General features: G+C 71.2%; 6 protein-coding genes. 1 reads left to right on the top strand and 5 read right to left on the bottom strand.

The window, feature by feature from the left end; genetic code table 11:
* Positions 1–111 precede the first annotated feature (111 nt).
* Positions 112–2,151, top strand: a complete 2,040-nt coding sequence (locus ACLQ21_RS00870) for a M3 family metallopeptidase (protein WP_425660518.1) — start codon at positions 112–114, stop codon at positions 2,149–2,151.
* A 69-nt stretch (positions 2,152–2,220) separates the two neighbouring features.
* Here the strand turns inward: ACLQ21_RS00870 and ACLQ21_RS00865 are convergent, their stop codons facing one another.
* The 5 genes from ACLQ21_RS00865 to clpX form a co-directional block, all read right to left on the bottom strand.
* Entirely contained in the window at positions 2,221–8,028 is a 5,808-nt protein-coding gene (locus tag ACLQ21_RS00865) for a peroxidase family protein (RefSeq protein WP_425660516.1), read from the bottom strand.
* A gap of 340 nt (positions 8,029–8,368) precedes the next feature.
* Positions 8,369–10,399, bottom strand: a complete 2,031-nt coding sequence (locus ACLQ21_RS00860; RefSeq protein WP_425660514.1) for an iron ABC transporter permease — start codon at positions 10,397–10,399, stop codon at positions 8,369–8,371.
* Positions 10,396–11,382, bottom strand: coding sequence for an ABC transporter substrate-binding protein (locus ACLQ21_RS00855; RefSeq protein ID WP_425660512.1), 987 nt, complete (start codon positions 11,380–11,382; stop codon positions 10,396–10,398). Before ACLQ21_RS00855 ends, ACLQ21_RS00860 begins: the two co-directional genes overlap by 4 nt.
* Positions 11,383–11,423: 41 nt before the next feature.
* On the bottom strand, positions 11,424–12,239 hold the full coding sequence (locus tag ACLQ21_RS00850) for an ABC transporter ATP-binding protein (RefSeq protein ID WP_425660510.1): 816 nt from the start codon (positions 12,237–12,239) through the stop codon (positions 11,424–11,426).
* A gap of 64 nt (positions 12,240–12,303) precedes the next feature.
* A complete protein-coding gene (gene clpX, locus ACLQ21_RS00845) occupies positions 12,304–13,581 on the bottom strand; it encodes an ATP-dependent Clp protease ATP-binding subunit ClpX (protein ID WP_425660508.1) in 1,278 nt (425 codons plus the stop codon).
* Between the last annotated feature and the right edge of the window lie 38 nt (positions 13,582–13,619).

Below are 13,619 nucleotides of genomic sequence, written 5' to 3'. Positions count from 1 at the left end.
CCGGCCCCGCGCCGGCTGGCCGCGCTGGGGCGGGGTGGGCTGGGGGCGCTCGTTTGCGGGGCCAGACGCCCCCCGCGACGTTGAGATCTCTTCGCGTCTTAGGGTGGAGGGATGACCAATCCCTTCCTGTCGCCCAGCACGCTCCCCTATCAGCTGCCGCCGTTCGCCGACATCCGCGACGAGCACTACGAGGAGGCGCTCGAAGCCGGGTTCGCCGAGCAGACCGAGGAGGTCCGCGCGATCGTCGACGGCGACGACGCACCGACCTTCGAGAACACGATCGAGGCGCTCGAGCGCAGCGGCCAGACCCTCGAGCGCGTCGCACACGTGTTCTGGAGCATGACGTCGACCGACTCGTCGCCGTTCCTGCAGGAGCTCGAGGAGCGCTACGCTCCTCGCTTCGCCGCGCACGCCGACTCGATCACGCTCGACCCGCGCCTCTACGCCCGCGTGGCCGCGCTGCACGCCGAGCCCGACGCATCCTGGACCGAAGAGCAGCGCTACCTCGTCGAGCGCCGCCACACCGAGATGACCGTCGCGGGCGCTGGCCTCGAGCCCGAGGCGCGCGAGCGCCTCAAGGAGCTCAACCAGCAGATCGCGACGCTCTCGACGCGCTTCGACAAGCACCTGCAGGCCGACACGAACGACCTCGCGGTCGTCATCGACGACGCGGCAGAGCTCGACGGGCTCTCCGACGGCGAGCTCGAGGCGGCCACCCAGGCGGCGGCCGACCGCGGCCTCGAGGGCAAGCTGCTCGTCACGCTCCCGCTGTTCTCGGGCCACCCGTGGCTCGCCTCGCTGACGAACCGCGACGTGCGACAGCGGATCATGGAGGCGTCGCTTGCCCGTGGCACGCGCGGCAACGAGCACGACAACCGCGCGACGGTGCTCGAGCTCACCGCCCTGCGCGCCGAGCGGGCCGCGCTGCTGGGCTTCCCGACCCACGCGCACGCGATCATGGCCGACGAGACGGCCCGCGACCCCGAGCGGGTCATGACGATGCTGACGAGGCTCGCGAAGCCCGCCGCCGCGAACGCCCGTGCGGAGGCCGCCGCCCTGCAGGCGCAGATCGACGCCACCGGGGAGTCGTACCAGCTCGCGTCGTGGGACTGGGACTACTGGACCGAGAAGGAGCGCACCGCGCGCTACGACGTCGACACGGCGGCGCTCAGGCCCTACTTCGAGGCGGAGCGGGTCCTGCGTGAAGGCGTCTTCCATGCCGCCAGCCAGGTCTACGGCGTCACCTTCGAGGAGCGCACCGACCTCGTCGGCTACCACCCCGAGGTGCGCGTCTTCGAGGTGCGCAACGACGACGGCAGCGAGGTGGGGCTCTACCTGCTCGACCTCTACACGCGCGACTCGAAGCGCGGCGGCGCGTGGATGAACTCGCTCGTGCAGCAGAACCGGCTGCTCGGCCACCCGACCGTGGTGATGAACAACCTCAACGTGCCCAAGCCCCCGGCCGGCACGCCGACGCTGCTGACGTTCGACGAGACCACGACGCTGTTCCACGAGTTCGGGCACGCCCTGCACGGCCTGTTCGCGCAGGTCACCTATCCGTCGTTCGGCGGCACGAACACCTTCCGCGACTTCGTCGAGTTCCCGAGCCAGGTCAACGAGATGTGGATGCTGTGGCCCGGCATCGTCGAGCACTACGCCAAGCACATCGAGACCGGCGAACCGCTGCCATCCGACGTCATCGAGCGGCTGCAGGCCTCGGAGTCGTTCAACCAGGGGCACGACACGAGCGAGTACCTCGCCGCGTCGCTGCTCGACCAGGCGTGGCACGCGCGCACGGCGGGCGACGAGGTGACGGATGTCGCGGCGTTCGAGCGCGACGCCCTGGAGCGGGTGGGCCTGCTGAGCGACACGGTGCCCACGCGCTACTCGACCGGCTACTTCCAGCACGTCTTCTCCGGCGGCTACTCGGCCGGCTACTACTCCTACATCTGGTCGGAGGTCATGGACGCCGACACGGTCGAGTGGTTCAAGCAGCAGCCGTCGATCCGGGAGGCGGGGCAGCGCTTCCGCGAGCGGCTCCTGGGCGTCGGCGGCTCGAAGGACCCGCTCGAGGCGTTCCGCGACTTCCGCGGCCAGGACGCCGACCTCTCGCACCTGCTGAAGCGCCGCGGGCTCGATGCCGCCGAGTAGTCCGCGGCGTCGCGAGCACGGCAGAGGGGGCTGCACCGGTCGGTGCAGCCCCCTCTGTCGTCGCCGGCGCTAGGGTGTCGGCCCCGCGACCGGTCCGGTGGTCGTGGCGACCGCCGTCTCCGCCGTGCCGAGCACGTCGGTGTAGCTGACGGTCACCCGGATGTACTGACCGGCATCCGCCGCCACGCTGGTGTAGGTGTTCGACGTCGATGCCAGCGCCTCCACGCCGGTGGCGAAGGCCGGGTCGGCCGACCGTGCCCACTGGTAGGTGAACACGACGTCCTCGAGCCCGTCGCCGTCCTGAACCGCCGATGCGATGAGCGTCTGTCCGACACCGGGCGCTGCCGGCGAGACGGTGAAGCCCGTCGGCGCATCGTTGATGTTCAGCACGGCGCCCGTCGTCGTCGGCGAGGTTGCCGCGTGCCGGAGCCCGGACGCGTCGGTGTAGTTCACCGTCACCCTCATGTAGACGTCGACGTGGGCGTCACCCGGCGTGAAGCTGCTCGACGCAGTCACCCCCGATCCCGCTGCCGCTCCGGTCCGGCCGAGCTCCTCCCACTCGGTGATCTCCGTGGGAGACGCGCCCTCACCGCCCGACCAGACGAACTCGATGTCGGTGAAGTTGCTCGCGTCGAGTGCCGAGCCGTCGGATGCGACGAGCGTCGCGGTGACGGCCGTGTCCTCGGCGGGTGCATCGGTCGAGAGCGTCGCCGCGGCGAGGGGCTCGCAAGCCTCCCACGCGTCGCCGGCCTCGTTGAGCACCGCGCAGCCGTCCGAGAACTGGAGTCGCTCGAAGCCACGGATCACGTCCGTGCCGTCGCTCTCCTCCGCCTCCTGCACCACGGTGTGCGACACCTGCCAGTACCCGTCGGGCAGCGGCGTGATGGTGTACGCGGACATCGGGTTGCCGTAGACCGATGCGTCGACCGACGTCGCAGCGTTGGGATCCATCTGGATCTCGCGCACGATGTCGATGTCACCCGGGTTGAGCGTGCCGGCGAACACTCGGGCCTGGAGCTGCGCCGCACTGTCGAAGCGCTCTCCGGTCGTCGTGTCCTCCAGCTGCACCACGAGCTGCGCATCGCCGTCGAGGTAGTCGTTGCCGCCTCGGCCCTCGATGGTGTCGTTCCCGGGGCCGCCGATGATGAGCATGCTCACACCGTCGACATCGGACGGGGGCGTGTCCCGCATGAACGGTGCCGCGTAGTCGAACGCAGCGCCGGTCGGGCGGAGCAGCTCCTCGAGGCCGTCGATCATGTCGAGGCTCTCCTGCGTCGCCTTGTGCAGCGGGATCTCGCTGGCGGCGATGTCGTCGGGCTCGACGAGCGGCCCGCGCAGCGTGTCAGAGCCTGCGCCGCCCGAGAGCGCCTCCATCTGGTCGAAGCGCGACGGGAGCGGGTTGTTCGGCTCGAACGTCCGAGTGAACTGCCAGTCCGACGTGACCCCGGCCGACTGCCCGTAGTAGGTCAGCCAGTCGAAGCCGACGTTGCCCAGGTGACGGTCGGTGCCGACGGCGGCGCCGATGAGGATGTCGTCCCCACCCTCGCCTTCGATGTCGTCATTGCCGAGGCCGCCGATGACGACGTCCTGTCCACCGAGCGTGTCGTTCTGGAACTGGTCGGCGTTGTCGCCCTGGAGGAGGTCGGCGTGAGAGCTGCCCTCGATCCAGTCGTCCTGCTCGCCACCGAAGACCGTCGTGCGGCCGGAGGTGCCGCGCAGGATGTCGTCGCCCATTCCGAGGAAGAACGTCGATCCGTCGCCGCCGCCGTTGACCACGAAGTCATCGCCGAGTCCACCGAGGCCCAGGTCGACACCGGGACCGACGTGGATGGCGTCGTTGCCCTGGTCGCCGTGGATGGTGTCATCGCCGAACGAGTCGGTGATGATGTCGTGGCCGGCACCGCCGATGAGCGAGTCGTTGCCCGATCCACCCTCGATGCGGTCGTTGCCCTCGTAGCCCCAGAGCGCGTCGTCACCCTCGTCCCCGGTCATCCGATCGGGTCCGGCGGTTCCGTGCATCTCGACGTGCTCGTCACCGCTCCAGCGCCAGCTGCCATCAACTCCCTGCAGCAGGCCCGCGGGAAGCGGGTTCGGCAGGTTGTCGAGGTCGATGATCGGGTCCTGCAGCGCGAAGATGTTCGCCGGCAGGTGCGATGCGTCGGAGTTGCGCTGGATGAGATCGGAGAACGAGTTCGCCTCGAGCGCGGCGAACAGCTGCTCGCCCTGGTTGCGGAAGAGGTAGTAGAACCGGTCTCCGAACTGCAGCTTCTCGAGCTGCGTCTCGAACACGTAGTTGAACGTCGAGCCGAGCATGCCGCCGAAGGCGTCGATCCGCTCGGCGAGGCCGCCGACCCAGAACTCCACCGACTCGAGACCCGTGACCGTCGTGCCGCCCGCGTCAGCCCAGGCGCCCGTGCCGTTCATGAAGTCCAGGCGGTCCGCCGGAGCCGTGACCGGCGTCGGCGCGAGGGATGCGAGGTCGAGCTCCGTCGCCGCGGTGACGGCGTTGGTGTCACCGAGGATGAAGATCTCGGTGGGCGAGAGCCGCTCGATCTCGGCACGGACGGCCGGGGTCATCCCGCTCCGAGGGAGCAGCAGGATCGGCGAGCCGTTGAGCCCTGCCCCCGGAGCGGCCGTGACCGCGTCGGGGAAGTTCTCACCGTTCGTGACGTACACGCGGTCGGCACCATTCGGGAAGAAGTGCTCGCTGATCTCGACCGCTGTGTCGTAGCGGCTCGGACCGGCCAGTCGGATGACCGACTCGGCCGTGCCGGTCGCCGTGTAGCCCTGGAGCTGCGACGCGACCGCGGCACTGACAGACGGCGTGCCGCCCAGGACGACGATCTCCGGCGGGTTGAGTCGATCGAGCTCGGCGGCGATCTCCGCCGGGATCGAGGTGGGCGACACGAGCAGCACGGGCGAGTTGCCCTGTGCCGCGACCGCAGCGCCGGCCAGCGCGTCCGGGAAGTTCTCCCCGTTCGCGATGAAGACGCGCTCGACCGGTGCCGTGAAGGTGGCCGAGATCGCGGCGGACGTGGCGTACCGGTTCGCACCGGCGATCCGCGTGACGGGAGCGTCGGTCGCCGAGATCGCGTTGAGCGAGATCAGCGTGCTCGTGTTCACCGAAGCCGAGTCGCCGAGCACGACGATGCGGTCCGGAGACAGTCGCAGCAGCTCCTCGTGCGTCTCGATCGGGAGGGCGCCGGTCGCGTCGTTCGCGACGAGCAGGATCGGCTTGCCGAGCGCTCCAGCGGAGAGCGCGTCCGGGAACTTGAATCCGTTCGCGACGTAGACCGTGTCCGCGCCGTCCGGGAAGTGACGCTGTGAGAACAGCGCGGCCGTGTGGAACCTGCTGGCGCCCGGGAACCGCGAGATGAACTCCGCGCCCACGGGTGCACCGTTCACGAGCATCGACGCTGCTGCGCGACGCTCGACGAGGGTCGTGGCAGCTTCGATCGTCGGGTGCGTTCCATACGCGGCGACGAAGTTGACGAGCGACGCGTTGTTGCCGCCGCGACCGAAGTTGTTGCCGTTGCGGAGGCCGAGACCGAAGTCCACCCAGTCGCTGTACGGCTCGAGCGCGGTGTCACCGGTCGCCGCGAAGAACGTGGCTCGGGCGTCCTGCAGCGGGGGGATGCCGACGTCGCGCCCGCGCATCAGGTTGATGGAGGCGAGGTCGAGCGGCAGGCCGAGCAGGTTGTTGCGCAGCGTGTCGGTGATGTGCTCGTCGATCTGGCTGCCGACGCGTGCCGTCATGCCGTTGATGAGCGATCCAGCCGCCTCGTCGGGCGTGAGGGTGCCGTTCATGTCGTACGCCTCCGGGTTCAGGAACCCGTCGAGCAGTGCGACGTCCGTGAGGCCCGTGGTGGTCGCCACATCCTCGCGGCCGATCTCCTCGGTCATCATCGAGTGCCCGAAGCGGTAGACGACGTGGGCGAACTCGGCCGTGATGGCCGCGTCGACCGAGGGGTCGTAGCTGTTCTCGTTGAAGACGACGGCATCGATGGTCGGTGCGATCGCCCGCGCGAACTCCTCGAACACGAGGTGCTGGTACTGCATCTCGGTCGCGAACTTCGCGGCCTGGAAGAGCCGCTGCTCGTACGACCAGTCATCGGCCTGCGGGCCGGGCAGCGTGAGCTCGGGCTGGGGGTTCGGGTAGCTGTGCTCCTCGCCGCGGAAGGCGGCCGCGAACTCCTGCAGGAGCGCCGGGTCCGCCTGGGTCTGGTCGTTCCAGAGCGCCTCGGTGCCCGCCTCGCCGTTCAGCAGCGCCTCGATCTGCCCGACCATGCGGTTGTGCTCGGAGTGGAAGATCGCGTGCACCGCGGTCAGGCCGATGTTCTCGTTGACGCGGCCGTCACCGGCGATGAAGTGCTCGCCGAGCGCGACGTTGTCGTAGCCGGTGAGCGTGGGGTCGTTGACCGGCGCTCCGCTCGCGTCGAAGAGCGGGACGCCCGGGTCGATGACGTTGCCGTCCTCGCCGAACTGCACCGGCACGAGGTTGCCCTCGGCGTCGAACAGCGGCGTGGCGCCGTGCGCGATGTCGTCGAGGAATGCGTGTCCCGTCGACAGCGCGTTGGTCGTCGAGACCGGCGCTGCCGGGTCGCCCTCGACGAACTCGATGTCATCGACGCTGGGGCCGGTCGAGACGATGAGCTGCGGCATGCCGCGAGCGGGGCCCGGGATGAAGTTGCCGTACGGGTCGACGAGCACCTGCGGCACCGCCAGCAGGTCGGCGTCGGTGAGGCCGATGCCGAGGATCTGATTCGCCTGGTTCTTGACGTCGGTCCACGTGGCCATGCCACCGACCGTGCCCTCGAGCAGCTCGCCCGTCGCGCCGCCGCCGGCGGTGTACGCACGCAGGAAGACCTGGTGCGCCGGGTGCGACGAGTACGTCTGGTTCTGGTCGACGAACGGCGACGTCAGGTTCATGTGCTCGGTCGTCGGGTTGCCGTTGGCATCCTCGATGCGGTCCGCGCGCGTGAGCATGAGGAAGTTCGTGTTCGACTCGGGGTCGTAGAGCGGGTCGTCCTCCTCGAGCGGTACGACGAGCGTGCCGTGGCCACCCTTGCCGACGAGGTCGAGCCCGTGGTCGAAGAACTGGCCGAAGAAGCCCATGAACGTGTTGAACGGCGCCGAGAGGCCCTCATCCGGCGCGGTGTTCGGCGTGCTCGCCATGTCCGTGCCCTCGATGAGGGTCGCCGTGCCCGCCTCGATCTGGTTGACGATCGCCGGGTTGCTCGTCGTCTGGTCGACGATGAGGTTGCTGATCACGCGCGGCTCGGTGTCGTAGACGAAGCCCTCCGTCTGCGCGTAGCACGTCTGGCCCCAAGGGTCCATGCCGGCGCCCGGGACCCCGGGCTGGCAGACCGCGTGCGGTCCGGGCGCGGATCCGGGCGGCGTGCCGCCGAAGTTCGGCGGCGCCTGCCGGCTGGGGGCCGGCTCGCCCTGGAGCCACACGGGGTCGAGCAGCCTCGGGAAGGCGAGGTCGGAGGAGCCGTAGCCGGACTGGCCGGCGCGCAGGTTGTTGTAGCTGCCGTCGACCGTGCGGACGCCGGCGGGGCGCGCGACGTCCGGGACGCACGAGCCGCTCGCGTCCTGGGGGCTCGAGCACAGCAGCGTGTAGTTCGAGGGGTCCGCCTCGTCGGCGGCGTGCGCCTCGGAGATCTGGATCTGCCTGAGGATGAACTCGAGGTCGTTCTGGTTGAGCACGAACGACGGATCCTCGTCGGTGACGGCGACCGCGGGTGTCGGCGCGGTGGCGACCATGAGCGGCACGACCAGCCCGACGGCGGCCAGCAGCGCTATGGAGTTGCGCCGCAGCCGTAGCCCGCGATCGCGGAGGCTGGGTGGTGGACTGGTGGCTGCGGGCGTGTGCACGATGACTCCTAATCGCCATGCCCGGAGGTGGGGCCCGCCGGGCTCTCGCTCATCAAGACGCGGCGTCCTCGCCACGACTCGGCTCCGCGGACGCCGCGGTGCGATGAGCTCGGTTAAGGGTCGTCCGCGACGTGGGCAATCCTCAAGACGCAGGCGCTCTGGCCCTGCTGAGGTCATTCGCACCGATAGCACCGCAATACCCGAACAGCGTTCGTGCAGTCGTCGTTGCACGAGAAACCCTCAGCATGCGCCTGGGAGGTGCAAAGCAACCCCGTGCTAGACCGAGCCCTCGATCGTCAGGCGCTCCGTCCGTGCCCCGCCGTGACGCGATCGGTGCGCATCAGCGCGCGCGGCCCGCTTGCAGGACGAGCCAGATGAAGTACGGGATGCCGACGAGCGCCGTCATCACGCCTGCGGGCAGCTGCGCGGGCGCGATCAGCGTGCGGCCGAGCGTGTCGGCGAGGAGCGTGAGCGTGCCGCCGAGGATGGCCGCGAGCGGGAGCAGCACCCGGTGCCGCGCGCCGACCATCGCGCGCGCCGCGTGCGGGGCGACGAGCCCCACGAACGCGACGACGCCGATCGCCGCGACCGCGGTCGACGCGAGCACGACCGCGAGCACGAGCGCGACGACCTGCACCGCCGACAGCCGCACGCCCAACAGGCGCGGCGTCGACTCGTCGAGCTGGGCGAGGTCGAGGTCGCGGTGCATCCACACCAGCGCGAGCACCGCGACGACGAGCGCGACCGCGACCGGCACGACGTCCTCGAAGCCGCGCCCGTAGGTGGAGCCCGCGAGCCATACGATCGCCTTGGCGCGGTTCCACGGGTCGGTGACGACGATGAGCAGGCTCGTGAGCGCCGCGGTCGCGGCCGACAGGGCGAGCCCGGTGAGCACGAGGCGGAGGCTCCCGAGCCGTCGCCAGCCGACGAGGACGAGCACCGCGACGCCGACGAGCGCTCCGCCGGTGAGCGCGCCACCGGCCACGACCCACCCGACCGCCGCGGGGACGACCGTGATGACCGCGACGGCGCCGAAGCCCGCGCCGCCCGCGACGCCAAGCAGGTACGGATCGGCGAGCGCGTTGCGCGCGACCGCCTGCACGAGCGCGCCGGAGGTGGCGAGGGCGACGCCCGCGAGCACGGCCGCGACGATGCGCGGCGTGCGGGTGTCGAGCGTCACGCGGACGGCGTCGCCCGCCCTGCCCGCGAGCCAGTTCGCGACGTCGCCGAGCAGCAGCATGCGATCGCCGAGCAGCACCGCGCCGAGCGCCAGCGCCGTGAGCACGAGCGCGGCGATGACGAGCGGCACCCACGCGCGGCGCACGAGGGTGCGGGCGCCGAGCACCGACATCGACTCGGTCTCGGCGGCGCCGGCCACGGTGCGCGCGAGCACGACGATGCAGACCGCACCGACGAGGCTCGTGATCACGCCGGTCGGCACGTCGAGCGCGCCGACACCGCCCAGCACGGCGCGCAGCAGCACGTCGGAGCCCACGACGAGCACCGCGCCGGCGAGCGCGGCGAGCGGGATGGCGACGATGTGCCGCGCGGCGCCGGGGATGCGCTTCACGAGCAGGCGCACCACGATGGGCGCGGCGAGGCCGACGAACCCGATCGGGCCGGCGATCGCGACCGCGGCCGCGGCGAGCGCGACGGATGCCACGAGGGCCGAGAGGCGGAGCCTGCCGACGCCGACGCCCATCGTCGTGGCCGCCTCCTCGCCGAGCGCGAGCACGTCGAGCCGGCGTGCGAGCAGCAGCAGCGCGGCGATGCCGAGCGCCACGAGCGGCAGCATCTGCGCGACGGTGCCGATGCCGTTCTGCGAGAGCCGGCCGACGCCCCACGCGAAGAGGCCCGCCGTCTCCTCCTCGGCGAGGATGATGGCAACGGTCGTCACCGACTGCAGCGCGAGCGCGAGCGCCGTGCCGACGAGCACCATCTGCGTCGTCGATCCCCTGCCGCGGCCGATCGCGACGACGACGAGCGCCGCCGCGAGGCCGCCCGCGAAGGCGAGGCCCGCGCCGCCCAGCCCGGGGAGCGTGAGGCCGAGCGCGGCGGAGAGCGCGATCGCTGCGCTCGCGCCGCCGTTCACCGCCAGTGTGTCGGGGGAGGCGAGCGGGTTGCCGGTGAGCGTCTGCATCGCGTAGCCGGCCGCGCCGAGCGCGAGCCCGACGACGATCGCTGCGGCGATGCGAGGCAGCCGGCTCTCGACGATGATCGCCGCGTTGCCGCGCTCGCCGCCCAGCCAGCCGAGCAGCTCGGCGAGGCCGAGCTGGGTCGTGCCCTGCGTGGCGTGCCACGCGGAGAGGCCGAGGAGGGCGACGAGGAGGGCCGCGCCGAGCGCGAGCCCTCCCGGTCGGACCCCGGTCACGGGGTGGGCGAGAGCGCCGCGACCACCGCGTCGGCGTAGGCGGCCATCGAGCCGACGCCGCCGAACAGCCAGATGCCGTCGGGCAGGCGGTGCACCTTGCCGGCCTGGACGGCGGGCAGCCCGTTCCAGATCTCGTTGCTCGCGAGCTGCTGGGTGAAGACGTCGCGCTCGCCGACCGTCATGTAGAGGATGTGCGCGTCATCCGGGAGCGCGGTGAGGCCCTCGACGTCGGTGACGCCGAGCCCGTACTGCTCGTCGCCCTCGCCGGGCCACGCGTTCGTGAAGCCGATCGACTCGAACACCGCGGGCAGCAGCGCGCCGTCCGCGTAGGGCCGGATCTCGACCTGCCCGGCGTTCTCGTAGCCGTCCATGTGGGCGAGCGGCGTGCCCTCGAGACCGGCATCGGCGACAGCGGCCGACACCTCGTCGATGTGCGCCTCGTAGTCGGCGATCGCCGCCTCCGCCGCGTCGAGCGCTCCCGTCGCCTCGCCGACCATGCGCAGGTCCTCGAACATCGTGCCGACCGGGTCGGCAGCGTCGGCGCCCTGCAGCACGAGTACGGGCGCGATCGCCTCGAGGTCGGCGTAGGCGGCGTCGTCGCGACCGGCCACGGCGACGATGAGATCGGGCGCGAGCCCGGCGATCGCGTCGATCGACGGCTCGACGCGCGTGCCGACATCCGTCGGCTCGCCCTCGAGCGGCGCGCCCGTGCCCGACCACTCCTCGTAGCCCGCGGCGTCGGCGACGCCGACCGGGACCAGCCCGACGGCCTGCAGGTGCTCGACCGCGACCCACTCGAGCGCGACGACGTCGGTGACGCCCGCGGGGATCTCGACCTCGGCGCCGCGCGCGTCGGTGACCGTGACGGCGGCGCCCTCGGGCTCGGCGCCGGCGGTCTCTCCGGCGGGCTCGGTCGTGCCGCAGGCGGCAAGGGCGAGCGCGGAGAGCACGGCGGCGCCGGCGAGCAGGGTTCGCTTGGACATGGGGGTCCTTCCTCGGGCAGCGAGCCCGATGGTGGAGCGCGTCACGCGGCGCGGGACACGGCCGGCTGGCGGCGGATGCGCCGGGGCCGGATGCGGAGGCCGTCGGCGACGGCCTCGACGTCGATGGGGACCTCGTAGGCGGCGCTCAGCCGCTCGGGCGTGAGCACCTCGAGCGGCGAGCCGTCGGCCGCGATGCGGCCGTGCACGAGCAGCACGACGCGGTCCGCGATCTCGGCGGCCTGCTCGAGGTCGTGCAGCACGATGCCGACGGCGACGCCGGCATCGGCGAGCTCGCGGACGATCTCGAGGATCTCGCGCTGGTAGCGGAGGTCGAGGTATGTGGTCGGCTCGTCGAGGAGCACGATGCCGGTCTCCTGCGCGAGGCAGGTCGCGAGCCAGACCCGCTGGCGCTGACCGCCCGAGAGCTGCGAGACGGGGTGCGACGCGAGCTCCGCGACACCTGTCGCCGCCATCGCGCGCTCGATCGCCTCGTCGCCGTGCGGGTCAGCCGCGCGGAAGCGGCCGCGGTGCGCGAAGCGGCCGTACGCGACGACCTCGCGCACGCTCACGCCGGAGGGGTCGGGGTGCGACTGGGCCAGCATGGCGATGCGCCGCGCGAGCTCCCGCTCCCCCAGGCTCGACGCCTCGGCACCGTCAGCGAAGACGACGTGGCCGGCGCTCGGCCGGTGGAGGGCGGTGAGCCCCCGCAGCAGGGTGGACTTGCCGCTGCCGTTGGGGCCGACGAGCGCGGTGACGCAGCCGGGGACGAGCGAGATGGATGCGCCGTGGACGATGCGCTCCTTGCCGTAGGCGAGGCTCACGTCGGTCGCGCGCAGCGCGTCGGGTCCCGGGGTCACGCGGTAAGGTTAGCCTTACCTCAGTGGCCCGCACAACTCGACGCGGCGCAGAGGGTGGCGTCCGCTAGGCGGAGAGTTCCTCGATGTCGTCGGCCGTGAGGATCACCGGCGATTCCGTGCCGGTGACGGACTCCTTCGTGACGATCACGCGTTCGACGCCGTGCCTCGACGGCACCTCGAACATGACGGGCGCGAGCACCGTCTCGAGGATGGAGCGGAGACCGCGGGCGCCGGTCTTGCGGTCGACGGCGAGGTCGGCGATCGCCTGCAGCGCCTCGGGCTCGAAGTCGAGCTTGACCCCGTCGAGGTCGAACATGCGCTGGTACTGCTTCACGAGCGCGTTGCGCGGCTCGGTGAGGATCTCGACGAGCGCCGACTGGTCGAGCGGCGACACCGTCGCGATCACCGGCAGACGCCCGATGAACTCGGGGATGAGCCCGAACTTGTGCAGGTCCTCGGGCAGCACGTCCTGGAAGACGTCGAGGCTCGGCTTGAGCGACGCGACCGGCGCCCCGAACCCGATGCCCCGCTTGCCGGAGCGGTTGGCGATGATGTCCTCGAGGCCCGCGAACGCGCCCGCGACGATGAACAGCACGTTCGAGGTGTCGATCTGGATGAACTCGGAGTTCGGGTGCTTGCGCCCGCCCTGCGGCGGCACCGATGCGACGGTGCCCTCGATGATCTTCAGCAGCGCCTGCTGCACGCCCTCGCCGGAGACGTCGCGCGTGATCGACGGGTTCTCTGCCTTGCGCGCGACCTTGTCGATCTCGTCGATGAAGACGATGCCGGTCTCGGCGCGCTTGACGTCGTAGTCGGCCGCCTGGATGAGCTTGAGCAGGATGTTCTCGACGTCTTCGCCGACGTAGCCGGCCTCGGTGAGGGCCGTGGCGTCGGCGACCGCGAACGGCACGTTGAGCTGCCGCGCGAGCGTGGCCGCGAGATACGACTTGCCGCAACCCGTCGGGCCGACCATGAGGATGTTCGACTTCTGGATCTCGACGCCGTCGTGCGCCTTGTCGGCCGACTCGAGCTGCTGCATCGCGGCGATGCGCTTGTAGTGGTTGTAGACGGCGACCGCGAGCGACTGCTTGGCGCTCTGCTGGCCGACGACGTACTCCTCGAGGAACGCGAAGATCTCGCGCGGCTTCGGCAGCGTGAAGCCCTCGGTCGTCGTGGCCTCGCCGGCCTCGGCCATCCGCTCCTCGATGATCTCGTTGCACAGCTCGACGCACTCGTCGCAGATGTACACCGCGGGACCCGCGATCAGCTGCTGCACCTGCTTCTGGCTCTTGCCGCAGAAGGAGCACTTCAGGAGGTCGCCGCTCTCTCCGAGTCGAGCCATGTCGCTTCTCCACATCGTCGTAGGCGCAGGCCGCGCCC

This window comes from Agrococcus sp. DT81.2, assembly GCF_049844935.1.
In the GTDB taxonomy this organism is placed as follows: Bacteria; Actinomycetota; Actinomycetes; order Actinomycetales; family Microbacteriaceae; genus Agrococcus.
This window is presented reverse-complemented; position numbering and strand designations above follow the sequence as displayed.